We start from the raw sequence: 26307 nt of genomic DNA on the forward strand, positions 1-26307 counted from the left end.
CGCGGACACCTGTACCGATGACTATGCAGCAAGGCGCGGCGCGTGCGCCGTCGGCCTACGTTCAACCAAACCAGAAGGCGGCCCAGATCAACGTCATGATAGATTCCGACTTCCGCGCGAGCGCTGGCGACTATCTGATCAAATCCCTGGACTGGGCCGTGCTTGATCCGCACGGACTGGCCGGAGCGGTCGATCCCGAGCTCCTCGATTTTCTGATTCATACCGCCCGCAACCATCGGTTCGGGCGCTTTATCTCCATGCGGGACCTTGCCCACGCTGTCCGCAGGACACAAGGCGACGATCCAGCCAGCCTGAGCTGGTCCTATGAGGGTATCGCCGCCGCGGAGCTTGGTGACGCACAGCGCGCCTTTCAATGCCTGATGACTGCGGCCGCTGTCACGCCACAGCTGCCCGCCCACCACTACAACTGCGCGATCCTGGTGATCCGCAGCAATGGCGACTACGAAGCCGCCGCGGCCTGCTTCGAGCGCGCCCTGGCGTGCGACCCCGGTCACACGCCATCGTGGGGAGGGCTGGCGGTCGCGGCCCTCAAGCTTGGCGAAAACGAACGGGCCATCAACGCGGCGCGCAAGGCCCTTGAGCATGGCGGGGAAGGCCGCGCCTTGAACCATCTTTGTCTCGCCGCCGCTCAGGAGCGCCTTGGCAGAGACTTCGACTTCCCCGCGGCGCCCAACCCCGCCCCCATGGCGATTCCCCCCCTGGAGCTTGAGCCGCCGTCCATCGTGCTGACGGTGGCCCTGGATGACGCGGGCGTCGAACAGGCCCTGCGGCTGGCGACTTCGGTCGCTCAAAGCGCCGCCGGCTGGGCGGTCCATGTGCTTGCTTGCAATCCATCGCCCTGGGCGCGCCAGAGCCTGGAGGCGGCAAGCGCCCAAGGCGCGTGGTTTTCATGGTCCGCTGAGCTGATGGTCGGTTCTACGCCGTCTGAGCTCAGGACCTTGGCCGCCCGGATCACCCTATCGCGCTTGCGCGACCTGGCCCGCACGCCCGATGTCAGTGTTGTCCTGGCCCGCTCCTCAATGGTCTTCCACACCGATCCCGGCGTGATCCTGCCGTCCACCGCACAAGGGGCGGCGGCGCTCATCGGCGAAGGTCTGTTGTGGGACCAGGTGGCGAGCCATGTCATGGCGTTGCGCGGCGGCGCGGCCGCCGTGCGGTTCGTGGACGCCGCGCTCGCCGCCATGGACGGGCCCTGGAGAACGACGCCCCTGGCTCTGGGCGTGGGACTTTGGCGGGCCTGTCGCGGGCAGGAAATACGCGCCCTGACGCCCGCCGATCTGCGGATCGTCACAGAGGCGCCGCCCATCACGCAAGCTGCGCCAGCGCGCGGCGACATCAATGAGCTCGTCGCGTCGCGCTACGGGCAGATGGTTCTCAACAGACACGATCTTTATGTGACTCCCGGCGTGCGCGAGACCGGAGCATGGTCCCAGGACGAGCTGGACCTGCTCGCCCAACTGATCAAACCAGGTCAGACGGTGCTCGACGTCGGCGCCAACATGGGCAGCCACACGCTCGCCTTCTGCAACTTCGTCGGCCCCTCCGGGCAGGTGCATGCCTTCGAACCGCAGCGGGTGATGTTCCAGGCGATGGTGGCGGGCGTGGCGCTCAACAGCTGGACCAACGCCTGGTGCTACATGGCGGCCGTCGGGGCGAAGCGCGGACACATCGAGGTGCCCGACGTCGCCTATGACGAGCCCAGCAATTTCGGGATTATGTCGCTGGTTCCCGGCTGGGAGGGCGCGGACAATCTTCGCCTCGCCGCGCGGACGCAGACGGTCGAGGTCCTCACGATCGATGGCCTTGGCCTGTCGCGCTGCGACCTGATCAAGATCGATGTGGAGGGAATGGAAAGGGACGTCCTGGCCGGCGCCGCGGCGACCCTGAAAGCGCACCGGCCCATCCTCTATATGGAGTGCCAGGAGGGCCCCCGCGGCGCTGAGTGTCTGGCCTACCTCAAGCAGTTCGGCTACCGCGCCTGGTGGCATGGCCATGCCGGATCCCAGAACGTCGTCGCCTTTCCGCAGGAAAGCGCGCCCGCGACCCTGGGGCTGCAGGAAGCTTGACCCGGCGGGCATGCGATTGAAGGGAGCCCCTGGGGGCTCCCTTTCTGTCTGCCTAAAGCACGAAATCGGCGGCGGTGAGTGAGCTTACTCCAAGCAACAGAACGCGGAAATCACCCAGCCCATCCCCTTTGACGTCCGCCTCGAACCCCACGTTCGCTCCGGACACCACATAGCGAAGCTGCCCCGAAACGCCTGTAAAAGCCGCCGTTCCAAGGAAGGTGAAGGCCTGGTTGCCCGAGACATTGCTCCGCGCATCGAGGGCCGAGACATCAATGCGATCCACTCCGGACACGAAGTCGAAGATGTTGTCGTACCACTGGAAGTGATTGGAGCCGGTGATCGCAGCATAGACGAAGGTGTCGGCTCCGGCGCCGCCATAGAGGTGATTACGGTCGATATGCCCGTGCCCGGCGCCCGTTACCGCGACGCCCACTCTGGGATGAGCGGGCCTTATGCGTCGCTGCGCCGCATGCTGCAGGCCGCCACCCATCCGGCCTGGGCTTGGGATGTGGGTGTTGGCGGACGGCCGCACGACCTGGGCAATGTTTCGCGCTATCTGGGCAAGGCCACCGGATTGGGCGACTACATCGGCTGGCTGGGCGCCAACTTCGAGCCGTCAATCTCCTGGCGCGACCTGCAATGGATCCGGGACTTCTGGGACGGCCCGATGATCATCAAGGGCGTGCTCGATCCGCAGGACGCACGCGACGCGGTGACCTTTGGCGCGGACGGCATCGTCGTCTCCAATCACGGCGGGCGGCAGCTGGACGGAGTGCTGTCCTCGGCCCGGGCGCTGCCGACAATCGCCGAGGCGGTTCAGGGCGACATCCGCATCTTGCTGGATTCGGGCGTACGCAGCGGCCTTGACGTGGTCCGGGCTCTGGTTTTGGGCGCGGACGCCGTCATGCTTGGCCGACCCTTCGTCTACGCCCTGGCGGCGGGCGGGCAGGCGGCCGTGGCCAACCTGCTCGATCTGATGGCCAAGGAGATGCGCGTGGCCATGACCCTGACGGGGGCCAGAGCCGTCACCGATCTGGGCGCGCATACGCTCGCCCGATAGGCGGCGAAGAAAGCTTATTTCGGGGGGCAGCCCTTGAACTGGCCGGCCTTGGTGACCGTCAGTTTGGAGAGGTTCAGCGGCATCATCGGGCTCATGGAGCCGCGGCCCGAGCCGGTGAAGAGGTCGATGCGCTCGCCCTTGATCGCGCCGCCGACGTCGGAGGCGTACCAGTAGCCGTCATGGACGCCGCCGTCGGGCATGGGCAGGCCGACGGTTTCCTTGATGAACAGGACGGTGCGGCGGGGAATCAGGTTGCGGTCGATGGCCGCGGTGCGCATGGCCACGACCTTGCAGCCCAGCGAATCCAGCGCGCCCACGCCGCGGGCGCCGGCATGGTAGAGCGTCGCCTTCAGCTTGAAGTCGGCTAGGCCCGGCGTGATGGCCGACAGGGCGTTGATGATCACGTCGCCCAAGGGATCGGATCCCGAGGTCTGGGCGTTCTGAGCATGAGCGGCGGTCGTGAAACCGGCCGCGACGGCTAGGGCGGCCAGAAGGCCAACAAGGCGTCGCATGGGAGGGTATCCTCTTTGGCGGCGTATCTGGTTGTGCGGCCCTCTGCTTAGGCTATCAAGGCCTCCTGGGCAACCTCCTGGGAGTCGCACCGTGGCCTTGCGCATCTTCGGCGATAGCATTTCGGGCAACTGCCTAAAGGTTAAGTGGGTCGCCGATTTCCTAGGGATTTCTTACGTCTGGACCGAAACCAGCGTGCTTAACGGGCAGACCCGGACACCGGAATTTCTGGCCCTGAATCCCGCCGGCCAGGCGCCGCTGATTATTCTCGAGGACGGCCGCCCGCTGGCCCAATCCAACGCCATCATCACCTACCTGGCCCAGGGTTCGGAGCTGATTCCCGCCGATGCCTATGACCGCGCCCGGATGCTGGAGTGGATGTTCTGGGAGCAGTACAGCCACGAGCCTTATGTGGCCGTGGCCCGTTTCCAGATGCATTACCTGGGCAAGACCCGCGAGGACCTGGACGAGAAGCTGCTGGTGCGTGGCGCCGCGGCGCTCAAGCGGCTGGACGACGGCTTGGCCGCCAGCCCCTTCCTGGTCGGCGATCGGGTCAGCCTCGCGGACGTAGCGCTGGTGGCCTATACCCGCGTCGCCCATGAGGGCGGGTTCGACCTTTCCGACTATCCCGCCGTCAAGGCCTGGGTGGCGCGCGTCGAAGCCGCCCTCGGCATCGCCTGATCCTTTCGGAGACCCTGCATGCGTCGCGTCGCACTCGCCCTTGTTCTCAGCCTCGCCGCGGCGGCGCCCGCCGCGCCGGCCTTCGCCTGGGGCGCCCATGGCCACCGGCTGGTCGGACGCCTGGCGACCGAGGCTTTGCCGGCCGAGGTTCCGGGCTTCCTGCGCACGCCCCGGGCTATCGACGACATCGGTGAGCTGGCGCGTGAGCTGGACCGGTCCAAGGGCTCGGGCAAGATCCACGATCACGACCGAGACGCCGGCCACTTCGTCGACATCGACGAGGAGGGCCGGGTGCTGGGCGGGCCGAAGTTCGCGCCGTTCCCCGCCACCAAGGCCGACTATGAGACCGGCCTGCGCGCCGCCAACCTCGACATGTGGAAGGCCGGCTACCTGCAATACTCGATCATCGACGGGTACCAGCAGCTGGTGAAGGACTTCACCTACTGGCGCATCCTGACCATCGTCGAGAAGCGGGCCAAGAGCGCCGAGCAGCGCCGGTACTACCGCGCCGACCGCATCCGCCGCGAGGCCCTGCTGATCCGCGACCTGGGCGTCTGGGCCCACTATGTGGGCGACGCATCCCAGCCGCTGCACGCCTCGATCCACTACAACGGCTGGGGCGACTACCCCAACCCCAAGGGCTACAGCCAGGAGCGCAGCATCCATGGCGTCTTCGAGGGCGAGGCGGTGACCGCCAACGTCACGGCCGCCTCGGCCAAGGCGCGGATGCAGCCGTTCGATGACTGCCAGTGCGCGGTCGAGCAGCGGGTCGCCGACTTCCTGGTCGGTTCGGCCGCCCAGGCCGAGCCTATCTACGTGCTGTGGGCCGACAAGGTGTTCAAGGAACCCAACCCGCGCGCCGCAGCTTTCCTGAACGACCGCATCGCGGCGGGCGCGTCCGAGCTTCGGGACCTGGTGGTCCTGGCCTGGCGCGAGAGCGCGAACGGCTCGATCGGCTACCGCCCGACCATCTCCGTGAAGGACGTGGAGAGCGGCAAGGCCGATCCGTGGAAGGACCTTTACGGGAAGGACTAGCATGCTGCACCAGTTCGGCGATCCGCGGTCCGGCCTCACCTATGTGGAGCGGCCGGCGGCCTTCGGGATCGCCGAGCGGGACGGCAAGGTGGCCGTGGTCGAGGTCGATCGCGGCGACGGCGCGCCCTATTGGGACCTGCCGGGCGGGGCCATCGATCCGGGCGAGGACGAAGCCAAGGCCCTGATCCGCGAGTTCGGCGAGGAGACCGGCCTGCGCGTCCGGCTGGGCAAGCGGGTGGTCAACGTGGCCCAGCGCTTTTTGAAGGACCCGCGCTCGCCGGTGAACAACCGCGGCGGGGTCTATCAGGTCGAGATCGAGGGCGAGGACGCCGCCCTGAAGATCGAGGCCGACCACACCCTGGTCTGGGTCGAGCCCGGCGAGGCGGCCGTGCGGCTGCGGCACGAGGCCCACGCGGTGGCCGTGCTGCTGTGGATGCGGTTGCGCAACGCGGCCTGAGCGACTAGGCCGTGGCGCAACTTCGAGGAGCTTCCCATGGCTGACGCGACCATCATCGACGGCAAGGCCTTCGCGGCCGATCTGCGCGGCCGCATCGCCGAGGAGGTCGCCGCCCTGAAGGCCGACCACGGGATCACGCCGGGCCTGGCGGTGGTGCTGGTGGGCGAGGACCCGGCCAGCCAGATCTACGTCCGCAACAAGGGCGAGCAGACCGAGGCGGCCGGCATGCATTCGGTCACGCACCGCCTGCCGGCCGACGTCGCCGAGCCCGAGCTGATGGGCCTGATCGCGGCGCTGAACGACGATCCGGCCATCCACGGCATCCTGGTGCAGTTCCCGGTTCCGGCTCATCTGAGCCAGGACCGGATCGTGGCCGCCATCCATCCGGACAAGGATGTGGACGGGCTGAACGTCATCAACGCCGGGCGTCTGGCCAGCGGCCTGCCGGCCCTGACCGCCTGCACGCCCGTGGGCTGCATGATGCTGCTCAAGGACGTCCTGGGCGATCTGAAGGGCAAGCGGGCGGTGGTCATCGGCCGCTCCAACCTGATGGGCAAGCCCATGGCCCAACTGCTGCTGGCCGCCGACTGCACGGTCACGATCGCCCATTCGCGCACCGTCGACCTGCCCGCCGTCTGCCGCGAGGCCGACATCCTGGTGGCCGCCGTGGGCCGGGCCGAGATGGTCAAGGCCGACTGGATCAAGCCCGGCGCCGCGGTCATCGACGTGGGCATCAACCGCCTGCCGGCCCGCGATCCCGAGGCCGCCGCCGCCGGCAAGACCCGCGTGGTCGGCGACGTGGCCTTCGACGAGGCCAAGACCGTGGCCGGCTGCATCACCCCGGTACCCGGCGGCGTCGGCCCCATGACCATCGCCTGCCTGCTGCAGAACACGCTCACCGCCGCCCGGCGGCTGAACGGGTTGGGGTAGGGGGCGTCGGGCGCTCCTGCGGGCCGTGCGTGCTTCGACTGGTCGCTGGCGCTCCCGCTCAGCATGACGAATGTGGGTGGCTGCTCTGAGTTCGTCATCCTGAGCTTGTCGAAGGACGCATCGCTTTTCAGGTCCGCCTCCCCAGGCCCTGTGCCTGGGGTCCCTCGTTCGGCGGGCAGGGTGTTGACCGACGGCTGGCGATGAGGAAGCGGACACAGGGGCCCTAGGCACAAGGCCTAGGGAGTCGGGTTTGGTTTGCGGAGCCTCACCCCTGCAAATCAGCAGCCTCGTAGATCGGCCTGATCTCGATTTCGCTGGGGCCGAACATGGGGTTGGGGCAGCGCTTCACCCAGGCGACGGCCTCCTCCATGTCCTTGACCTCCCACAGCCAGAAGCCGGCGACCAGATCGCGGGGGTTGTCGAAGGGGCCGTCGATGACGGTGCGGCTGGCGCCGTCGAAGGCGACGCGCTTGGCGGCGGACGACGGCTTGAGCCCGTCGCCGTCCAGCAGCACGCCGGCGGCGATCAGCTCGTCGTTGAAGCGGCCCATGGCCTCCATCATCGCGTCGGTCTGGGGCGTGCGGACAAAGCCCTTTTCGCTATCCTCGGTCGCTTTGACGAAAATCATCACGCGCATTGGGTCTCTCCCGTGTGTGTGCAGTGTCGTTGATAGGACGAACGGCGGGCGGGGAAACCGACATTGGGCGGGGAGGAATTTGTGCGTCCTTCGAGACGCTGGCTGCGCCAGCGCCTCAGGATGACGGATTCAGTAGCAACCCGCTTCGTCATGCTGAGGAGCGCGATAGCGCGTCTCGAAGCACGCAAGGCCCTTATCCCCTCAGGATCTTCTCCATCGCCTTGCCCTTGGCCAGTTCGTCGATGAGCTTGTCCAGGTAGCGGATCTCCCGCATCAGCGGGTCGGCGACCTCCTCGACGCGGACGCCGCAGACCAGGCCCTTGATCTGCGCGCGGGCGGGGTTCAGGCGGGGCGCCTGGGCGAAGAAGGTCTCAAAATCGGTCCGGGCCGCGATGTGGGCGTCGAGCTGGTCCTGGCGGAGGCCCGTGAGCCACAGGATGATCTGATCGACCTCGGCCTTGGTGCGGCCCTTGCGCTCGGCCTTGGTCACATAGTGCGGATAAACGCTGGCGAAACTGGTCGTGTAGATGCGGTGCTGGGTCATCGGGGTCCGTCCGCGTGGGCCTGTGGGACGATGAGTAGCATCTCGCGGGCGGGGCGAAAGCCGGGGGCTGGCGCGGTCTGTTTTGTCTTCGAAGTCTCCAGGTGACGGGATCGGGGTGATTTCGGTGACGGGCGGCGGGTCGGGGAGACCCTTAGCCCCACCATTGTCGCCCGGCGGGCGGGGGTGGGGACAGTTTGGCCGGGGCGACGGCCGATCCCGCCGTTTCTCAGGCGTGGGCCGAGGTCCGGGCGAGGGGATAGCCGGGGCCGGGGCGGCGGAGGGCGCGGCGGTCGGAGCGGCGCTGGCTCCGTGATCGCGGCCCGTCAGCGGCGGGGCGAAAATGTATCCAGTGTCTCCGCCGAGTGGTCTGAAGTCGCGAGAGTATCGGTCTCCAGAGTCTCCACTTCTCCTCACCGCAAGCGGGGTAGGAAAAAGCATGGGCCTCCTGCACTCGTCTCTGATCCATTAACGATCAGGGATCTGACAGCCCGGGCGTCTTAGAGCGACTAGCTAGCGCCATGCGTAAAGTGCTTGAGAAAGCCGTGGGTCAGCCCGCGCCACCGCGGGGTAGCAGACCGATGGTCCCCCCGTGGCGCGCTCCTACCGGAGAACTACTTATGAGAGATGCAAAGCGAATGCTCGCTTCATCCAGCCTTGCGTGACTTCCATTCCTCCAGCGATGCTGCTTGCATTTCTGCAACGTCATCGGTGAAGTCCAGGATCATCTGAATAGGCGGATCTGCACGATTTACGTCGTTGTAGTGATCCACATCCTGCTTCAATTGAAAGCTGTCATCAGTGATTGATTTGCGCCGTTGCGAGAAGGATTTTTCCATAAACGAGCGAGGGGCGTAATCTATGTCCGCCCACAGGCTGAGCTGAACACCTGACACAGTTGTTCGAACGGAGTGCTTTGCTCGATATTGGCGCCCTTGATCGTCCGTTCTTTTTTCTTGTCGCAAGCTATCTGCAAGAGCGTCCCGGCATATCTTGATGACGTCCTTGGGTGCCGGATAGAAAAGGCCTTGGTCAATGGCCCAGGCCGCGACCTCATCGAGAGATACGGGGCCGCTATCCACTTCGGTGTTGTACCGATTAAAGATGCGCTGCATTTGCTCTGAAAATTTGGCCATCTGAGTCTCTAACTAAAGTTTAGCCTCGACAATATGGCTCCAGCCATCCGTCATAGCGGTTTCTGAAAGGAACTTACGCACGGGGACCTGGTATTTTCTGAGATAATCATAACGCTTCATTCGGCGTTGTAGTTGTCCAACTACTATTGCCGGGTGTACGGAAAGTATTGATGCAAATCCGATAACATCGCGTTCCGAAAAATATGGCTTCTTCCTAAGGTAAAAAGATTCAAGCTTGCTCTGAGATATCGCAAATTCTGCTGCGGCCTCATTGGCAATTTTTTCCTCGTCTTCAATGTCGCCCGACGAGGAGGAGTTTTCTCCAGCGAGATAATCTATTCTTCCGTATGTGCTCTTCCCGTGACCCTGTATTACGTGTTCAATTTCATGTCGGAGCACAAACCAAAAATTGTCCAGCCTATCATAAAGAGTAGAGAGCCCAATAACGGGTGATTTATCGTCTAGCCAAGTGCAAACTCCATCAATCTTCGCACCTGGAAGAACCTCAACTACCACCAGTCGAACGCCGCAGGATGCAAGTATCGATGGCACTTCCTTCACCGCCTCGGGGTCAATCATCAAACTTTTGAGGCGCGGGAGTGAAGAAGTAAGTTCATCAAGGGAAAACGGCGCGACGTTCTGTTGTCGCGCGAGTTGACGTACTCGAAATAGCCAAGCGAGCTGTTGCGGGGACACGTCGCCATAATGAGTCTTTTTAGCTGCGTGAGGCACCGCGACTTCACCTGCAATATCATTTGCGGCTTCAAAGAAGCGGGCAACTTCAAGCCGCATGAGGGAGGCCTCGCGCTGCTCAATCCAGCCTCGGCGGATCATATCGCGTACAGGCCATTCCGATTGGAGTTCGGCCCGCGCGCGAACAGCGGGATCTGGCTCCTTCGCGTTCGCCAAATCGTACTGACTTTGCAAATTCGCAAAGAACTGCGGGGGCACGCCAAAAGCGTCGCCTAGCAAGCGAGCCATGTCAGGGCTAATGGTTCTCTTGCCTGACAGAAGAGGATTTAGCTGTTGCTCTGCCTGACCTAGAATGAAAGCTAAGTCCCGCTGGCTCCATCCGCGCGCGTCAAGCTCGAGCTTGATAAAGGTACCCGGAGGATCGGTGGCGACAATCCTTGGTTTGCTCATTATGCCGCCCCCCGGAACTGCTGTCGTAGGTCTTTGATGGTTGCCTTAGGTGGTGTCGTAGTCGTGTCGAGTTGAATCCACATGTGCCAATCGTCTCGGATGACAACGAGGTGCTCATTGGCGGCTACGCTCTGGCATCCTCGGTAGCCAAAGCTTTTCCACAGTTTGAGCATTTCGAAGTCGGGCGCTGCTCGAAGCAAGACTAGTCGTTGCCGTGCAGCATGAATGACAGCAACCGGCAGGCCGGTGTCTGCGGCTCCGTCGGTCTCGACCAGCGTTAGGTCGCTACTGGCAAATTCGACATCCATCCTAGCGTCATAGCTGCGCCAGTCCGCATCGTCAATAACATACTTAACGCAATGCGTTTAGTTTTGAAATGAGGGTTGGTTGCGTCCTGGGCTGCGGGATGCGCTTTGGGACAGCCCGCCCCCACGTTTGACAAAGCCTTCACCCCCGCCCACCTTTAAGCCCATGTGCTCACGACCGGCATTTCGGCGGTTCTTTCATCACGGCGGGAGCCTTCAGGCAGGCTCCTAGCCCCGGATGCGTGCGGGTGCGCGACGTCCGGGGATGGACGTCCTGATCCCGCCGGCCCTGGCCGGCTCCGCCCTGAATTTTAAGAGCCCATCATGCAAAGTTTGCAGGCCGCCGTCGCGCGGCCGCCCATCGTCCTCGCCGAGAGCGAGGCCGACCGCCTGGCCGTATTGGCCGAACAACACCCCTCCGTCGGCGCCGCGCTGCTTTTGCAGGAGATCGAGCGCGCCGACATCGTGCCCGACGAGCAGGCGTCCGATGACGTGGTGCGCATGCACTCCATCGTCGAGTTCGTGGACGAGGCGCGGGACGTGCGGCGCACGGTGGTGCTGGTCTATCCGCGCGAGGCCGACATCGCGGCGGGCAAGATCTCGATCACCTCGCCCGTGGGGGCGGGGCTGATCGGCCTGTCCGTGGGGCAGGAGATATCGTGGCCCGACCGCGAGGGGCGCGAGCGGCCGCTGCGGATACTGAAGGTGCGGGCGCCGGCGCGGTTGGTGTTCTGAGGGGGGGCGTTGGCGGTGGCCGGCGTTAGTCAACCCATTCCCGTCATCCTCGCCCTTGTGGCGAGGATCCAGACACGGCTGAGGTTCCGGGTTCGCGGGGCGGCGCCACTGCGGTCTTCCGGTCGAGGCGGAGTCTCTGGGCCCTAGGCACGAGGCCTAGGGTGACGAGGGTTTTGGGAGTGGGGTCCCTGTTTCGGCGGACAGGGCGTGGGCAGGTGGTCAAGGTCAGCGAAGCGGACACAGGGACCCTCGCCACAGGGGCGAGGGAGGCGGCTGTTAATCAGCCGGCGCTGCGGTCTTCCGGTCGAGGCGGAGTCTATGGGCCCTAGGCACGAGGCCTAGGGTGACGAGGTTTTGGGGCGCCGCCTACTTCGCCTTCGCGCCGTGGTCGTTGGTCCAGTCGACGATCTCGGCCAGGACCTTGGCGGTCGCCTGGTCGTAAGCGGCGACGATGGGGGTCTGGCGGTTGTCGGCGGCGCGGACGGTGGCGGTGAACATGCGGTCGTCCAGCAGGCTGCGGTCGCTGGTCTTGAGCAGCACGCCGCGCACGGCGACGGTGACGGCCGGCGGGGCGCCCGCGCCGTTGTCGTAGCGGGCCTCGAAGGTGCGCACGTCCAGGCGCATCTGCATGTCGGCGCTTCGGCGCTCGCCCCGGGCGATCAGGCGGGCCGCGCCGGTGTTGACGTCGAACGCCTTCTGCACGGCCTCGTCCCACAGGACCACGGCGGGAGCGACCCAGCGGCCGCCGGCCACATAGGCCGCCTCGCCGCCGGCGGAGACCGTCAGGATGCGGTCGCCGGCCGAGGGGGCGGTGAAGCTGCTGGGCGGCTTGAGCACGCCTACGGTGGAGGTGTTGCTGACCGCGCCCTCCGCCGAGGGCGGGACGTCGCCAAAGCGGTACATCTGGGCCGGGTCGGCCTTGGGGAACAGCGAGATGCAGCCGCCGAGGGGGAGGGCCAGGGCGGCCGTGACCGCCAGGGCCTTGAGGGTGCGCGGGGTTGCGATCACGGCTTGATCTCCACTTCCTTGGCGGGCGACTTGCTGACGAGGGAGCGCGGGTTCTGCTCCACCTGACTGACCAGGCGGCTCATGGACTCGGCGGCCTCCTGCAGGCTGACGATGGCGCTGGTGAGCTGGGGCAGGCCCTGGCGAGCGAACTCGCCGGTGGGCTCCTTGAGCTGGTTGACCATGCCGCGCACGTCCTTGGCGGCGGCCGAGATCTCGGAGGCGGCGCTGGACAGCTCGTTCAGGGTCTTGCGGCCGTCGTTGTCGACCAGGCTGTTGGTGTTCTCGATCAGCTTCTGGGCCGACTGGACCGAGGCGTCGATGGACTGCAGGGCCTTTTGCGCGTCGGCGATGATCGACTTGCGCTCGCGCAGCTCGGCGGTGACGGCCTGGACGTCGTCGAGGCTGGCGCTGAAGGTCTTGATGTTGTCGTCGGACAGCACGCGGTTCATGCGGTCCAGAGCCTCGATGGTGCGGGTCAGGACGGTGCCGCCGCCTTCCAGCAGGTCGGACAGGGCGCTGCGCTGGGTGCGCAGGACCGGGATCTGGTTGTCCGGCACCGTGTCCTTGAGCAGGGGATTGGTCGGCTGGCCGGCGGTGATCTGGACGTAGTTGACGCCGGTGATGCCCTGCGGCTCCAGCGTGGCGTAGCTGTCGGTGCGGATCGGCACGTCGGAGGTGACGCGGGCGCGGGCGATGACGCGGTTGGGGTCGCGCTTGTCGAGGCCGATCTCGGACACCTCGCCGACCTTGATGCCGTTGAAGTGGACCTCGCCGCCCTCCGACAGGCCGCGGACGGGGCCGATGAACAGGATGTCGTACTGGTCGTACTCGCGGTTGAACTGCAGCCGCGCCAGCCAGACGACGAAGACCACCAGGCCCACGAACAGGGCCAGGGAGATGATCCCCACCAGGCCGTAGTTTGCGTTTCTCTCCATGGTCTTCCCCTAACCCGCCTGGCGGGCGGTTTGCGCCGCCCGTCCGCGCTTGCCCAGGAAATACTCCTGGATCCACGGATGGTCGGAACGCTCGAGTTTCGAAACCGGCGCCACGGCCACGACCTTCTTGTCGGCGATCACGGCCACGCGGTCGGTGATGGCGTAGAGCGTGTCCAGATCGTGGGTGATCATGAACACGGTCAGGTCGAGGCTGTCGGACAGGTCCTTGATGAGGTCGTCGAAGGCGGCCGCCCCGATGGGATCGAGGCCCGCCGTGGGCTCGTCCAGGAACAGCAGTTCGGGGTCCATGGCCAGCGCCCGGGCCAGGCCCGCGCGCTTGCGCATGCCGCCGGAAAGCTCTGCGGGCTTCAGCGCGCCGGCGCGGGCGGGCAGGCCGGCCAGGGCGATCTTCAGATCGGCCAGCTGCTCGACCTCGTGCTTGGGCAGGTCGGTGTGCTCGTACAGCGGCGCGGCGACGTTCTCGCGCACCGTCAGGTTCGAGAACAGGGCGCCCTGCTGGAAGAGGACCCCCCACTTGCGCTCGATGGCGCTCCACCGGCGGCGGGAGGCGCGCTGGGTGTCCTGGCCGAAGAGCTTGACCTCGCCGCCGTCGGGAGACTTCAGCCCGATGATGGTGTTGAGCAGCACCGACTTGCCGGCGCCCGAACCGCCCACCACGCCCAGGACCTCGCCGCGCTTGACGGTCAGGTCGAGGCCGTCGTGGACCACGTTGTCGCCAAAGCGCGAGACCAGACCCTTGATCTGGACCGGGGCGACGGTGTCGTCCAGCAGCTCGTCGTCGCTGAGATGGTCTTCGTTGGGGCTCATATGTTGAGCTCCATGTAGATAAGCGCGAAGACCGCGTCGATCAGGATGATCGAGAAGATGGCCTGGACCACGGCGGTGGTCACCCGGCGGCCGAGGCTTTCGACGTCGTTGCCGACCTCCAGCCCCTGGCGGCAGCCGATGCCGGCGATCACGGCGGCCATGACCGGGGCCTTGGACAGGCCGACCCAGAAGTGGGTGGCGCCCACATTGTCGATGATGCGCTGGAAGAAGAATCCGGGCGACAGGTCCAGCACGCTCCAGGTGACCAGCATCCCGCCCGCCAGGCCCGCCAGCGTCGCCACAAAGGTCAGCAGCGGGATCATGATCAAGAGGGCGAAGAAGCGCGGCATGACCAGCGCCTCGAACGGATCGACGCCCAGGATCTGCATGGCGTCGATCTCCTGCTGCATCTTCATCGAGCCGATCTCGGCGGCGAAGGACGAGGCCGAGCGGCCGGCCAGCAGCACGGCGGTGATGATGATGTTGAACTCGCGCAGGACGGCGATGCCGATCAGCTCGACGGCGAATACCTGGGCCCCGAACTGCGTGAGCATGTTGGCGCCCAAAAGGCCCACGACCGCCCCGATGAAGAAGGTGGTGGTGGCCACGATGGGAATGGCGTCCAGCCCCGCCCGCTCGGCCATGGAGACGATGGCCGCCCAGCGGATGCGCTTGGGGTTCTTCAGGCTGCGGCCGATGGCGACGACCAGGTGGCCGATGAAGGCCATGGTCTCCCAGAACTCGTGGCCCAGGTTGAACACCCCACGGCCCAGACGCTCCACAAGGTCGGTGGTGCCCCGGCGCTTGGGCACCGGAGTCGGCTCGGCCTTCACCGCGTTGTCCACCAGGTGCAGCAGGCGGTTGGTGGCGGCGCGGGCGAGGATCTTCTTCTTCTCGACGTCGCAGCCGGCGCGGATCACCGCATAGGCGCCGGCCGTGTCGAAGCGGCCGATCTGGCGCAGGTCGAACACCGCCGCCCCGCCGCCAGACACCGCCTGGGCCAGGCGCGCGGGCGCGTCCTCGAGGGTGGTCGCCGTCCAGTCGCCCGTCAGCACGGCGGTGGCGCCTTGCTCGGTCGTCTCGACGCTGAAGTCGGCGTTGGTGTCCATATGCCCCAGAACTCGCAAACCCGTTGCGGGCTAACCCACACAAGCCTGCCATACCTATGCAGGTTCCGAACGTCTTTAAAGCTCAGGTTGTTCCGGGGAGAGGCGTTCGCACACATTGCTGGCTTAAGCCGGCCACATTGAAGCCGTCAGCACGCGCTCTTCTACCTCTGGTTGTCACCGGAGCGCTCTATGTCTGATTTTTATTTAAATGATGCCGACCATCCAACCCCGGACTTTGTGCTCGCGGCGGCGACCGACGTCGCCGAATTACTGGTCATAGGCAAACGGCCTGACAACTGGCCCGAGACCCAACTGCCAATCGGCGCCGTGGCGTTCGAAGACGGCTACTATGGTTTGTGGAAGAAGACGGAAGACGGACAGACGCAATATACGGCGCCGCATGCCGAAGTGCCCAACGACTTCGCCATCGACATCCAGGTAAGCGGTGCACAAGGAACCCAGACGGCCCTTTTCCTCGCCAAGGCGATTGCTGCGGTCGACAAGAAGATGTTGGCCAATTTTTCGCCCTTGGCCAGCTTTGCGTCGAGCGCCGGGACAATCCGTGGCAGCGACGTGAGGGAGGACTGGCAAAACCTCAAGGTCAAGGTCGTCACTGTGATCCCGGGCTATGAGAGCACGCCAGCTGACGAGCAGCCGGTTATGGCGATCCGGCCGGACGGCGCGATGTACGTGACGCCAAAGATCATGGACGACGGGAACTACGGCGACCCGAATTATATGAGCGGCAAGGGCATGAATTACGCGATCATGCACGAAATGGCCCACCAGACGGACCGCGGTATCGCGGTCGCGGCAGAGCAACAGCATCAATACAGGCAACAACACGAGGGCAGCCTTGCCGGCTACTATGATCGAGCCACACCCAACAAGTACATGGTCGAGCAGGAGCATCAGGTGAACAACATCGCCATCAACATGGGTTTGTACATCGGCCTCGACGTCCCGCTGACCGGCATCACCTATGGCTGGCAAACTGGCGATTACGGTGGCTTCACGGGAAATCCGTCATGATCGGCGCCCTGTTTTGCATGCTCCTAGGCGCTGCGCCTGGCGCCGCATCGTCCTCCCTTGAGGCCGCCCAGGTCGGCTTCGTGCCTGAGATCGGTGGCGAGCTTGCTTTCGTGTCAGCGACGCGCTTCCCGGCGCCGCAGTTGAAGGGCGCCGCGGTGCGCAGCATGGCGGCGGCCAACCTAGCGCAAACAGACACCGGCGCCTGGTTGCGCTGGCAGGGCTCGCCGTCGGGAGGGACGCTGGAGATCGCCTACGACGATGCGGCAGCGCGCAGCAAGGGATGGGCCTTGCCTGACCCAATCCCGCCGTCGGTATCAGCGCCGCCAATGCACTACGACAATTGTGCGCTGGTCGCCGCGGCGCCCGGGAGGCAGGTGGGTCTTGCTCAATGCGGGGCGTCGAATACACATACGACCGTCGTGAGGATCGGCGTCGCGCGCTTAACACCACTCGCGCGGGTGAACGGGCGGTTTGACGCCATCGGAACGGCTGTCATTCCTCATGGCGGCTGGCGGACTGTCACGCTTAGCGACATCGATGCGGCGAGTGGCGATCTGACCGTACTCCAACTCACCTGGGCGCCTACTTTTCCGGCAGCGCCCCCCAAGCCTTAGTGCCGAGGAGGTCGTGCGGCTCTATACGCCCGCGGTGTATGTCCCCGGACCCTCCTCGATCCGCCACTCGCTTCCCGGTCCCGACGGGCCATCCTTTTGGGTCCATGTGCCGACGTATTCGGCAAAGCCGGCGGCCGTGGCGACGGCGGGCGCCGCGACGATAGCGGCGACGAGGATGGCGATACGCATAATGAATTTCCTCAGGTCTCCTCGCCACGTTGCCAAGGCGGGCGCGTAGATGTCCAGTGGGCCCATCACGGAACGATCGTGCGAAGCATGGCAGAGTCAGAAACGCGACCGATGACGACAACGCTTCCAGGTGAGGTGGCTGAATGACGATATCCCGCGGGCGGTTCATCATCTGCGCAGCTCTTGCATCGGCTCTCGTCTCTGCCTGCCACCCCGATCCCGAGCGGCGGGACCAAAAGCGGTTCGCCCGCCAAATTCTTCGCCAGGCGGAAGGTGGCTCTCAGAGGGTGCAGTTGATCAACCTCGTCATGAGTCCGGATCGCACAGTGATTTGCGGCATGGCTCGCATCGGGCCCGTCCGAACGACGCCGTACTGGATCAAGCTGACCCGGCCGTACCCCGATAGAGGCGGACCAACCCGGGTGCGCCTGGCGCCGTCCATCGATGCCGCCAAAGACAAGCCCGCCGCCCGAACAGCGGTGATGCGGGCGCTGTCGGAAATTCCCGAGCGGTGCGCTGCGGCCGGCGCGCCGTTGCCCAGCTACCTCTAGCTCGTGGGGCAGGTGGCGTGTGAACAGGTTGGGCCTGGCGTCCGACCTAGGGCGCCGCTTTCGGCTCATAGATGCCGGTAGGCACTTCCGCTCACGAGAACCATGCGGCGGCTCGGGAAAGTCGTCTAGGGGTGGGGAACGGACGTTCGGCTCGTTGGCCCACGGCAACCTGCAGCGCAGACCTGATAATCGGGGTCACTTCGTGTGCGGCCGTCCTCTGAATCAATGGGAACGGTCGGCGCAGATGCCTGCCCGTATCTTGGTAAGCCATCTGGTGAGGGCGTCGTCACGCGGCGCAACGACTCGCGCAGAGATACTAGCAAACTAGGCCCGCCCCATTCGTAAACACCCTGGAAATTGTACCAAAAGGTACAGACTTGACCTATCGGTACAAAATCGGCTATGGATCCTTTATGGCTCGTACCGTTGCTGACAAATCAGATACCCTGGAACCCCTCGCGCGTGTGTTCCGCGAACACGGCTACGAGGGCGCGAGCGTCTCGATGCTCTGTGAGGCGACCGGGCTCGGTAAAGGCAGCCTCTACCACTTCTACCCCAAGGGTAAGGCGGAGATGGCGGCCACCGTCCTGGCCGCATGGGACGGCTGGTTCGAGACCAACGTCTTCTTGCCGCTCAGGAGCGCCGAAGACGGCAAACAGGCCGTCGGGGCAATGCTCGACAGTCTGACGGAGACTTATCGGTCAGGTCGACGGATCTGCATCTTCGGGATGCTGGCTCTCGGGAGTGCGAGGGACGAGTTCGCGTCAGCGATATCCGGCTACTTCGAGAAGTGGATCGACGCGCTCGAGGTCCCGCTCGAGCAGGCCGGCGTCGACGATCCACGGGTCGTCGCCCAAGAAATCATCGCCAGCATCCAGGGCGCGATCGTCCTCGCAAGGGCGCTCGATGACGCTGAACTGTTCAACAACGCCATGGTCCGCATCCGGAAACAGTACGTTTCCTGAGAGAAGCAAACCCGCGAAATTCAATGTGAATGAGAGCCGGTCAATCGATCTGATCTCGGCCCATTGGGTGTTCACAAACAAATCTGAAAAACAGGAGAATAAACGATGGCCGACCGAAGCAACTTCGAACTCGTCAAACATTTTTACGACAGCTTCGTCAGGGGCGATATCGACGCCGTCCTCGCGACCCTCAGCGATGACCTCGACTGGCGCGAATCCGAAAACTTCCTTCTCGGCGATCGCAACCCGTACCGGACGCCGGCGGCGGTCGCTGAAGGCGTATTCAAGCGTGTCGCGGCGGAGTTTCAGGACTATGTGGCAGGACCTGACGAGTTGATCGACGCCGGCGACACGATCGTCGCCGTCGGCCGATCGAAAGGCGTCATGGCCTCGACCGGAAAGCCGTTTGACGCAAAGTATACGCATATCGTGCGCGTCGCTGACGGCAAGATCGTGAGTTGGCATCAACTGATCGACACGCTCGAGATCTGGCGCGCACAGCAACCGAACTAAATGCAGGCTGCAGGAAGGCGGCGTAGATCCGCAGCGGTCGCTGATCTAGCCGTCGCCTCCCTTGCCACTGAATGTGCAACAGCTTCGACCCGTGCGCTGGGTCTGGCCATGCATCCAACCCCAGTCCCGATGCGACGTCCCCAGACCCACCGGGGGATCAGAATCCTGGTCGCTGCTTTGCGAGCAGCCAAACCGTCGACTCTGCGTCGAGCAACATAAGGAAATATCTGATGACGCTTACAGGCAAGAAGGCGCTCGTGACCGGCGGCAGCCGGGGAATCGGCGCGGCGATCGCAAAAACGCTGGCCGCCGAAGGCGCAGCCGTCGCGATCACCTATGAGAAGTCCAATGATCAGGCCGACGCAGTGGTGTCGGAGATCAAGGCGCTGGGCCAGTTCGCCGTAGCGATCCAGGCCGACAGCGCGGACATCGAGGCGATACAGGCTTCGGTCGACAAGGCGGCCGAAGACCTCGGCGGCCTCGACATCCTCGTCAATAACGCCGGGATCATTCGCATGAACGATCTCGCCGACATCTCCATCGAGAATGTCCAGGCGCTCCTCGACGTCAACGTCCGCGGGCCGATTCTGACGAGCAAGGCCGCCCTCGCCCATTTGAATGAGGGCGGGAGCATCATCACCATCGGCAGCTTCTTCGCCGATCGTGTGCCCTATGGCGGCTTGGGCGTCTATGCGGCCACGAAGTCCGCGCTCACGGCCTTCAACCAGGGGCTCGCACGCGAACTCGGCCCCCGGGGCATAACGGCGAACATCGTCCAGCCTGGCTCGATCGACACGGATATGAACCCGGCCCATGGTCCCTTTGGCGATCCGATGCGCGCTTTGACCGCAAACGGCCGCTTCGGCCAGGGCGCCGAGATCGGGCATGCCGTCGCCTATCTGGCCAGCGACAAGGCCCGCTACGTCACCGGCACGACGCTGACGGTGGACGGCGGCGCCAACGCCTGACCCGGATCGGACCGCCCGGCGGATATCCTCCGGGCGTCCTTGCCCGCTGCGGACTGTCCGCTAGGCCGCGGTGAAATCCGGCGTCTCGGACATTGTCCTGATCGAGAGCGCCGCGCTCCTCGCAACAGCGACGAGACGGTCGGTCGACCAACCCTGCCGGGCGTGTGCGGACAATCCCTGCATGACAGACGCGACTAGGTCGCTGACCGGCTCCGCCAGATCCGGTCGCGACCTGGCGACAAGGTCGCGGACGCGCAGGCGGCCGCCCTCGGCGATCTCTCCGGCGACCGCCGCGGCGCCGGCGTCGCTGCAGGTCCGGGTCGCGTTCAGAACCAGGCAGCCCTTCGTCACAGCGTCCTGGCTGTAGGCCTCGGCACGCGCGACCAGATAATTTTCGACACGCATCGCGACAGGGTCACTCTCCACAGTGAATACGTCGATCAACGGCGTAGCGTCGCTGTAACGGCTCAAAATCTTCTGGAAGAAGTCCGCCTTGCTCCCGAACGCGGCGTAGAAACTGGGCGCGGCGATGCCGATCGCAGACGTCAGATCGGACAGGGACACGCCGTCGTAGCCGCGCTCGTGAAAGAGTTTCTGGCCGACCTCAAGGGCGTTCTCCAGCTCGAACGAGCGGGGCCGCCCGGCCCGGCCGGATTTTTTATCAGACACTAAAGATTCTCCCTTGTCGGCGGCGGCGTTGTATATATAGCGCTCACTAAAATATTTATTCAACCGTGACTACCGGTCCACCGCCGCACATCGACCGCATCGCCTCGACTGAGATTCAGCGGCGGCCCGGCTCCTGCGGCGAGGCATCGATGTCCTGAGCAATCCTGGAACTACAATGGAAGATCAGTCTCCGACGTGGCGTTCCGCGGCCGTTCTTGTGGCCGTCTGTCTCGCCTCCGCGTCGATGCCGCTCGCCTTCACCGGCCCCACCGTCGCGCTGCCCGCCATAGGCGAGGCGCTTGGCGGATCACCGGTCGCGATCAACTGGGCGACAAACGCCTATCTGTTGACCTTCGGAAGCCTGCTTCTCGCGGCCGGGGCGCTAGCGGACCGATACGGTCGCAAGCGGGTGTTTGCCATCGCGACGGGCGTATTCGGCATTCTTTCGGTGATGATCGCGTTTTCACCCGACATGACCAGCTTCAACCTGATCCGGGCCGCTCAGGGCGTCATGGCCGCAGCCGCAATGTCGGCCGGGATGGCCGTTCTGGCGCAGGAGTTCCACGGCCCAGGGCAGCTGCGGGCGTTCAGTTTCGTCGGCGTGAGCTTCGGAGTCGGCCTCTCGGTCGCCCCGATCGCGTCGGCTTATCTGTTCGAGCTGTTCGGCTGGCGGAGCATCCTGGCGCTGGTGGTCGCCTTTGATGTCGCCGCCTTCCTCATCGGCATTGCCTTCATGAAAGAGTCGCGAGATCCGGACGCCACCAGGGTCGACTGGCCGGGAAGCGTCAGCTTCACGGTCGCGCTCGCAGCCCTGACGACGGCGATCCTTGAGGGTCCAGGCCGCGGATGGTCGGACCCGGTGGTCGTCGCCCTCTTCGCAGCGGCGGCTGCCATCCTGATCGCGTTCGTCGTGATCGAACGACGCGTCGCTCGCCCGATGCTGGACCTCGACCTGTTTCGATACCGGCAGTTCGTGGGCGTCCAACTCCTTGCGGCCGCTCCCGCCTATGGCTTCGTCGTCCTTGTGGTCCTGCTTCCGATCCGGCTTGTAGGAATCGACGGCATGTCCGCTTCTGAAGCTGGCCTTACCATGCTTGCCATGTCCGCGCCTTTGCTGGTGCTGCCGCTGCTGGCGGGATCGCTGACCCGCTGGCTGTCGCCGGCCACGCTTTGTGGTCTCGGCCTTGTCGTCGCCAGCGTGGGCGTGTTCTGGCTCGGACAGGTTCCGATTGGTGCTGGAACCGCTGCCATGGTCCCTGCCCTTCTCGTCATCGGCGTCGGCATGAGCTTTCCGTGGGGCCTGATGGACGGGCTTGCCGTCAGTGTCGTGCCCAAGGAGCGAGCAGGCATGGCCGCAGGCATCTTCGGGACTGTTCGCGTCGCCGGCGAAGGCATCGCCCTGGCGCTGACCACGGCGCTGCTGAGCGGACTGGCGCAGGCCAAGGTTTCGCCGCTGATAGCACAGCCGACGGCCTCATCTCTGATCGCTGAGCGGCTTGTGACGGGGGACCTGGGGGGCGCCTCGGCGCTCGCGCCGGAGGTGCCGGCGCCGGCACTGCTTGCAAGTTACGGAGACGCGTTCAGCGCGCTGTCGCTGTGCCTCGCCGCCGTCACGCTCATCACGGCGGTAGTCGTCTTCCTCTCGCTGCGACGACCGGTGGTCCATCAAGGCTGAGTGCTGCTTCATCCCGTAACGCCAAGGCAAATGTCCGCAGTGGGTCGGGAGCGGGCGTGGGACAGCGCGTCTGAGAGTCCGCTTGCCAGAGGGGAGCCAGGGTCTGGTTATGGCGCAAAGCGACCCTAGAAGAATGGGCTTTCATAAGTCTCCCACCCCGCCGCTCGCCACATTCCCGCCCTTGACCTTCCGCCCTGGTCGCGGCTTGTGCGGGCGATGGCAGACGACACTCCCCGTTCGGGCGCGCCGCGCCGCGACGTCTTCGCTGGCCTGGCCGCTCTGGCCGGCCTGATGGCTGTTCCCCGTCTCGCTTCGGCGCAGGCTGAGGGGGCTGCGCAGCCGTTCTCTCAGGAGAGCTTGCGGGCGCAGGCCCGGGCGCTGGCCGCGCGACCCTATGCGCCGCCGCCGCAGGGGCGGTCGCAGCTGGAGGGGCTGAGCTACGACCAGTACCGGCAGATTCGGTTCAACAAGGCGCGTCAGCTGTGGGCGCCCGAGGGGCTGGCTTTCCGGGCCGAGTTTTTCCCGCCGGCCTTCATGTACCCCAAGCCCGTGGAGCTGTTCGAGGTGATGGAGGGGCAGGCGCGGGCGATCGCCTATGCGCCGGACTTCTTCACCTTCCCCGAGGGGCATCAGGCGTCGGGCGAGAACATGGGCGGGTTCTCGGGCCTGCGGCTGCTGTGGCCGATCAACCGGCCGGACGTGCTGGACGAGATCGGGGTCTTCCAGGGGGCGAGCTATTTCCGCAGCCTGGGCAAGGGCAACTATTACGGCGCCTCGGCGCGGGGGCTGGCCATCGGGACCGGCGAGCCGAACGAGGAGTTCCCGGTCTTCAACGCGTTGTGGATCGAGCGACCGGCGGCGGGGCAGGGGTTCGTGACCGTTCACGCCCTGATGGACAGCCCCAGCGTGGCGGGGGCCTACAGCTTCAAGATCACGCCGGGGCAGAACACCGTCTACGAGGTCGATGCGGCGATCTATCCGCGCAAGACCATCGACAAGGGCGGCGTGGCGGCCATGAGCAGCATGTATCTGTTCGGGCTGTCGGACCGGCCGGACGACCATGACTTCCGCACCTCGGTCCACGACAGCGACGGGCTGGCCATGTGGACGGGGCGGGGCGAGCGCATCTGGCGGCCGCTGGCCAATCCCAAGTCCCTGCGCCTCAGTTCGTTCGAGGACGACAGCCCGCGGGGCTTTGGCCTGCTGCAGCGCGAGCGCGACATCGAGGCCTATGGCGACCTGGAGGCGCGGTACGACAAGCGGCCGGGGATCTGGGTGGAGCCGCTGGAGGACTGGGGTCCTGGGCGGGTGCATCTGGTGGAGATCGCCACCCGAAAGGAGACCGACGACAACATCGCCATCTTCTGGCGACCCATCGAGCCGTGGAAGGCCGGGCAGGAGGTGACGCTGCGCTATCGCCTGCATTTCGGAAACGAGCCCTATCCCAGCCAGCTGGCGCGGGTACGCCGCACGCGGGCGGGCGAGATCGTGCAGGAGGGCGCCGCCGGCGGGTCCGGGGCGCGGATGTTCACCATCGACTTCGAAGGGATCGCCCCCGACGCGACCGGCCGCTTCGAGGATGTCGAGGCGGAGATGGAGATTCGCGGCGGGGAGCTGTTATGGCGTGCGGTGGGTCCCTATCCGGCGCCCAACGCCGCGCGGGCGGCATTCGGCTTCAAGCCCACGGGGCGCGAGGTGGAGCTGATGCTGCGGCTGAAACGCGGCGGGCAGCCGGTGTCGGAGACCTGGCGTCACCGTTGGAGCGGATGACGCTCCGATAACGCCGCTCGTCGCAGGCCGGCGCGACGGGGCTGTTCAGCGACCGGGGTTTGTCGGAAACTGCGCGGCCTGGGGGCTTGGGCGGTGATTTTTCCGATGTTTGGGCGATGAACGAACACACCTCGCCATTCCGCAGGCTGGGCCGCATCACCCTGGCCGTCGAGCCGCCATTCCGGCTGGGCGTGCTGGAAGTGCGTCCGGCCGCCCTGGAGGTGTCGTCGCCCGAGGGGGCGGAGATGCTGGAGCCGCGGGTGATGCAGGTGCTGGTCGCCCTGGCGCGCGCGCATGGCGAACCGGTGGGCCGGGACGAGATGATCGACCTGTGCTGGGACGGGCGGATCGTCTCCGAGGACGCCCTGAACCGCTGCATCGTCAAGCTGCGCAAGGCGCTGAGCGCCGATCCGCGGGTGACCATCGAGACCATCGCCAAGATCGGTTACCGACTGCGCGTCCGTGACGGCGCCGCGCCGGAAGCCGCGCCGGCCGTGGCGGAGGCTTCGGGTGAGGCTGGCGCCAAGCGCCGGCCGCCCTGGCGGTGGATCGTTGTGGGCGCCGCGCTGCTGGCCGTGGCGGGCGTGGCGGCGGCCTATGTGCTGACGCGGCCTGGGCCGGCGCGGACGGCGCAGGGGTTCCGGCCGCTGACCAGCGAGCCGGGACTGGAGACCTGGCCGGCCCTGTCGCGCAGCGGCGACGTGCTGGTCTATGCCGCCGGGGCGACCCCCCACGCGCCGCGCGAGCTCTATATGCGGGCTACGCGCGATGGGGAGCCGGTGCGGCTGACCTCCCATCCGCTGGACGATTTCGCGCCGGCCTGGTCGCCGCGGGGCGACCGCATCGCCTTTGTCCGGACGGATGGCGCCAGCCCCTGCCAGATCCTGACCATGACCGTGCCGGGCGGGGCCGAGCGCCTGGTGGGGCGCTGCGCGGCGGACACCTATACGCGGGTGTCGTGGCTGAACGAGACGACCCTGGTCCATGCGGACCGGCCGGCGGGCGGCGGGGTGCGGCGCATCCGGGCGCTGGACATCGAGACGGGCGCGACCCGCGATCTGACCACGCCGCCGGCGGACTTCAACGGCGACGCCGACCCGCTGCTGTCGCCGGACGGGCGGCTGATGGCGTTCCGGCGCACGACGGCGCCGGGGATCGACGACCTGTACGTGCGCGACATCAAGACCGGGCGCGAGCGGCAGCTGACCAACGACGGCTGGAAGGCGCGAGGCTTCGCCTGGACCCGGGACCGCCGCCATCTGGTCTTCAGCTCCAACCGGGGCCTGGATTTCGGGCTGTGGTCGGTGGACGCCACGCGCGACGCCGCGCCGCGTCGGGTCAGCGTCGGCCTGCTGAACCTGGGCCGCCTGTCCTCTGACAGCCAGGACCGGCTGGCGGTGGAGATGACCGCCGAACGCGTGAACCTGGAGGCCGTGGCGCCGGACGGATCGACGCGCGCCCTGAGCACCTCCACCGGGCTGGAGTGGGACCCGGACGTGGCGGCGGACGGGGCGGTGGCCTTCGTGTCCGACCGCAGCGGCGCGTCGGAGCTCTGGGTGGCGAGGGAGGGGGCTGCGCCGGTGCGGCTGACCTCGCTGGGTTCGAGCTATCTGCACGGGCCGCACTGGTCGCCCGACGGCCGCCGGATCGCCTTCATCGCCGTCGGTCAGCGCCGGGTGGATATCCATGAGATCGGGCGCGACGGTTCGGGCCTGAGGCGGGTGACCCAGGACGGGCGCGACAAGGCCTGGCCGGTCTGGGGGGCGGACGGCGCCTTGCGCTATGTGGAGCGGACGGCGGCTGGCTGGCGGCTGATGCGCCTGGGCGCGGATGGTCAGGCGCGCCCGGTCCCTGGCGGCGAGGGCTGGCGGATCGTGCGGACCGGGCCCGATGGCCGCCTCTATGGCGTGCGGTCGGGCGACCCGCGCCTGTGGACCCTGCCCGATGACGGCGGCCCGGCGCGCGAGGCGATCCTGGGACTGCAACTGGCGGATGATTCCTGGGCCGTGGGCCGTGAGGGCGTGCGGTTCATACGCGATCGTCGAAGCGACCGTCCGTCGCTTTGGCTGCACCCTTGGTCGAGCGGACCGCGACAGACGGCGGCGCTGGGAGGAGTGTCAGGGGCAGCCAATATAGCCATCGACCCGCGTAGCGACGGGGTGGTCTACGGCCGGCTCATCCAGGACGAAACCGATATCGGACTGCTGGAGTTGTCCCGCTAGAT

27 protein-coding genes and 1 pseudogene are annotated in these 26307 nt (G+C 65.9%); 16 read left to right on the forward strand and 12 right to left on the reverse strand.

Features of this window, described 5'->3' with window-relative positions; translation table 11 throughout:
* Positions 1–17: 17 nt before the first annotated feature.
* The gene (locus tag O5K31_RS05715) at positions 18–2087 is read left to right on the forward strand and encodes a protein arginine N-methyltransferase (RefSeq protein ID WP_269716348.1); all 2070 of its coding nucleotides are present in this window, start codon (positions 18–20) and stop codon (positions 2085–2087) included.
* A 52-nt stretch (positions 2088–2139) separates the two neighbouring features.
* Here the strand turns inward: O5K31_RS05715 and O5K31_RS05720 are convergent, their stop codons facing one another.
* A complete protein-coding gene (locus O5K31_RS05720) occupies positions 2140–2520 on the reverse strand; it encodes a M10 family metallopeptidase C-terminal domain-containing protein (RefSeq protein ID WP_269716349.1) in 381 nt (126 codons plus the stop codon).
* Between O5K31_RS05720 and O5K31_RS05725 the strand changes: the two are divergent.
* A pseudogene (locus O5K31_RS05725) lies at positions 2452–3147 on the forward strand (L-lactate dehydrogenase); the annotation flags it as partial. The gene O5K31_RS05720 and the pseudogene O5K31_RS05725 sit on opposite strands and share 69 nt — an antisense overlap.
* Positions 3148–3161: 14 nt before the next feature.
* Here the strand turns inward: O5K31_RS05725 and O5K31_RS05730 are convergent.
* Complete coding sequence (locus tag O5K31_RS05730) at positions 3162–3659, reverse strand: 3D domain-containing protein (RefSeq protein ID WP_269716350.1); 498 nt, start codon at positions 3657–3659, stop codon at positions 3162–3164.
* Between the two features lie 91 nt (positions 3660–3750).
* Here O5K31_RS05730 and O5K31_RS05735 point away from each other — a divergent pair, with 91 nt between their 5' ends.
* From O5K31_RS05735 to folD, 4 genes are read left to right on the forward strand one after another with little or no spacing between them, the layout of a single operon-like run.
* Positions 3751–4338: a glutathione S-transferase family protein gene (locus O5K31_RS05735; RefSeq protein ID WP_269716351.1), complete on the forward strand. Its 588-nt coding sequence runs from the start codon at positions 3751–3753 to the stop codon at positions 4336–4338.
* A gap of 18 nt (positions 4339–4356) precedes the next feature.
* A complete protein-coding gene (locus O5K31_RS05740; protein ID WP_269716352.1) occupies positions 4357–5373 on the forward strand; it encodes a S1/P1 Nuclease in 1017 nt (338 codons plus the stop codon).
* Between the two features lies 1 nt (position 5374).
* Positions 5375–5830, forward strand: coding sequence for an NUDIX domain-containing protein (locus O5K31_RS05745; protein WP_269716353.1), 456 nt, complete (start codon positions 5375–5377; stop codon positions 5828–5830).
* 36 nt (positions 5831–5866) lie between these two features.
* Entirely contained in the window at positions 5867–6760 is an 894-nt protein-coding gene (folD, locus tag O5K31_RS05750; protein WP_269716354.1) for a bifunctional methylenetetrahydrofolate dehydrogenase/methenyltetrahydrofolate cyclohydrolase FolD, read from the forward strand.
* A gap of 265 nt (positions 6761–7025) precedes the next feature.
* On the opposite strand, the gene O5K31_RS05755 is transcribed toward folD, so the two are convergent.
* The 4 genes from O5K31_RS05755 to O5K31_RS05770 form a co-directional block, all read right to left on the reverse strand.
* Complete coding sequence (locus O5K31_RS05755; protein ID WP_269716355.1) at positions 7026–7397, reverse strand: YciI family protein; 372 nt, start codon at positions 7395–7397, stop codon at positions 7026–7028.
* Positions 7398–7590: 193 nt separating this feature from the next.
* Positions 7591–7941, reverse strand: coding sequence for a DUF2200 domain-containing protein (locus O5K31_RS05760; protein ID WP_269716356.1), 351 nt, complete (start codon positions 7939–7941; stop codon positions 7591–7593).
* A 644-nt stretch (positions 7942–8585) separates the two neighbouring features.
* On the reverse strand, positions 8586–9074 hold the full coding sequence (locus O5K31_RS05765) for a hypothetical protein (RefSeq protein WP_269716357.1): 489 nt from the start codon (positions 9072–9074) through the stop codon (positions 8586–8588).
* Between the two features lie 12 nt (positions 9075–9086).
* Positions 9087–10217, reverse strand: coding sequence for a helix-turn-helix domain-containing protein (locus O5K31_RS05770; RefSeq protein WP_269716358.1), 1131 nt, complete (start codon positions 10215–10217; stop codon positions 9087–9089).
* A 629-nt stretch (positions 10218–10846) separates the two neighbouring features.
* On the opposite strand from O5K31_RS05770, the gene rnk reads away from it, so the two are divergent.
* On the forward strand, positions 10847–11257 hold the full coding sequence (rnk, locus tag O5K31_RS05775; RefSeq protein WP_269716359.1) for a nucleoside diphosphate kinase regulator: 411 nt from the start codon (positions 10847–10849) through the stop codon (positions 11255–11257).
* Positions 11258–11623: 366 nt separating this feature from the next.
* On the opposite strand, the gene O5K31_RS05780 is transcribed toward rnk, so the two are convergent.
* The 4 genes from O5K31_RS05780 to O5K31_RS05795 are packed head-to-tail and all read right to left on the reverse strand — an operon-like array spanning position 11624 to position 15137.
* Positions 11624–12265 (reverse strand): ABC-type transport auxiliary lipoprotein family protein, encoded by a 642-nt coding sequence (locus tag O5K31_RS05780; protein WP_269716360.1) that lies wholly within the window; start codon positions 12263–12265, stop codon positions 11624–11626.
* Positions 12262–13200 (reverse strand): MlaD family protein, encoded by a 939-nt coding sequence (locus tag O5K31_RS05785; RefSeq protein ID WP_269716361.1) that lies wholly within the window; start codon positions 13198–13200, stop codon positions 12262–12264. The genes O5K31_RS05780 and O5K31_RS05785 overlap by 4 nt, the downstream gene beginning before the upstream one ends.
* A 9-nt stretch (positions 13201–13209) precedes the next feature.
* A complete protein-coding gene (locus tag O5K31_RS05790) occupies positions 13210–14028 on the reverse strand; it encodes an ABC transporter ATP-binding protein (protein WP_269716362.1) in 819 nt (272 codons plus the stop codon).
* The gene (locus O5K31_RS05795; RefSeq protein ID WP_269716363.1) at positions 14025–15137 is read right to left on the reverse strand and encodes an ABC transporter permease; all 1113 of its coding nucleotides are present in this window, start codon (positions 15135–15137) and stop codon (positions 14025–14027) included. The genes O5K31_RS05790 and O5K31_RS05795 overlap by 4 nt, the downstream gene beginning before the upstream one ends.
* A gap of 189 nt (positions 15138–15326) precedes the next feature.
* On the opposite strand from O5K31_RS05795, the gene O5K31_RS05800 reads away from it, so the two are divergent.
* Both O5K31_RS05800 and O5K31_RS05805 read left to right on the forward strand, forming a co-directional pair.
* Complete coding sequence (locus O5K31_RS05800) at positions 15327–16169, forward strand: hypothetical protein (protein ID WP_269716364.1); 843 nt, start codon at positions 15327–15329, stop codon at positions 16167–16169.
* Entirely contained in the window at positions 16166–16783 is a 618-nt protein-coding gene (locus tag O5K31_RS05805; protein ID WP_269716365.1) for a hypothetical protein, read from the forward strand. The genes O5K31_RS05800 and O5K31_RS05805 overlap by 4 nt, the downstream gene beginning before the upstream one ends.
* A 21-nt stretch (positions 16784–16804) precedes the next feature.
* Here O5K31_RS05805 and O5K31_RS05810 read toward each other — a convergent pair whose 3' ends face one another.
* Positions 16805–16972 (reverse strand): hypothetical protein, encoded by a 168-nt coding sequence (locus O5K31_RS05810; protein WP_269716366.1) that lies wholly within the window; start codon positions 16970–16972, stop codon positions 16805–16807.
* 293 nt (positions 16973–17265) lie between these two features.
* Between O5K31_RS05810 and O5K31_RS05815 the strand changes: the two genes are divergently transcribed.
* The 4 genes from O5K31_RS05815 (at position 17266) to O5K31_RS05830 (ending at position 19969) form a co-directional block, all read left to right on the forward strand.
* Positions 17266–17523 (forward strand): hypothetical protein, encoded by a 258-nt coding sequence (locus tag O5K31_RS05815; RefSeq protein ID WP_269716367.1) that lies wholly within the window; start codon positions 17266–17268, stop codon positions 17521–17523.
* Between the two features lie 413 nt (positions 17524–17936).
* Entirely contained in the window at positions 17937–18488 is a 552-nt protein-coding gene (locus O5K31_RS05820) for a TetR/AcrR family transcriptional regulator (RefSeq protein ID WP_269716368.1), read from the forward strand.
* A gap of 105 nt (positions 18489–18593) precedes the next feature.
* Positions 18594–19001 (forward strand): nuclear transport factor 2 family protein, encoded by a 408-nt coding sequence (locus O5K31_RS05825; RefSeq protein ID WP_269716369.1) that lies wholly within the window; start codon positions 18594–18596, stop codon positions 18999–19001.
* A gap of 71 nt (positions 19002–19072) precedes the next feature.
* Positions 19073–19969 carry a 3-oxoacyl-ACP reductase family protein gene (locus tag O5K31_RS05830; RefSeq protein ID WP_269716370.1) on the forward strand — a complete coding sequence of 299 codons (897 nt, stop codon included), beginning with the start codon at positions 19073–19075 and terminating at the stop codon, positions 19967–19969.
* Between the two features lie 60 nt (positions 19970–20029).
* On the opposite strand, the gene O5K31_RS05835 is transcribed toward O5K31_RS05830, so the two are convergent.
* Positions 20030–20701 carry a TetR/AcrR family transcriptional regulator gene (locus tag O5K31_RS05835; protein WP_269716371.1) on the reverse strand — a complete coding sequence of 224 codons (672 nt, stop codon included), beginning with the start codon at positions 20699–20701 and terminating at the stop codon, positions 20030–20032.
* A gap of 112 nt (positions 20702–20813) precedes the next feature.
* On the opposite strand from O5K31_RS05835, the gene O5K31_RS05840 reads away from it, so the two are divergent.
* The 3 genes from O5K31_RS05840 to O5K31_RS05850 all read left to right on the forward strand — a co-directional run bounded on the left by O5K31_RS05840 (position 20814) and on the right by O5K31_RS05850 (position 26305).
* Positions 20814–22313 (forward strand): MFS transporter, encoded by a 1500-nt coding sequence (locus O5K31_RS05840; protein WP_269716372.1) that lies wholly within the window; start codon positions 20814–20816, stop codon positions 22311–22313.
* 216 nt (positions 22314–22529) lie between these two features.
* A complete protein-coding gene (locus tag O5K31_RS05845; protein ID WP_269716373.1) occupies positions 22530–24083 on the forward strand; it encodes a glucan biosynthesis protein in 1554 nt (517 codons plus the stop codon).
* Between the two features lie 116 nt (positions 24084–24199).
* Positions 24200–26305 carry a winged helix-turn-helix domain-containing protein gene (locus O5K31_RS05850; protein ID WP_269716374.1) on the forward strand — a complete coding sequence of 702 codons (2106 nt, stop codon included), beginning with the start codon at positions 24200–24202 and terminating at the stop codon, positions 26303–26305.
* Positions 26306–26307: the final 2 nt, after the last annotated feature.

This window comes from Caulobacter sp. NIBR2454 (assembly GCF_027474405.1).
Classification (GTDB): Bacteria; Pseudomonadota; Alphaproteobacteria; order Caulobacterales; family Caulobacteraceae; genus Caulobacter.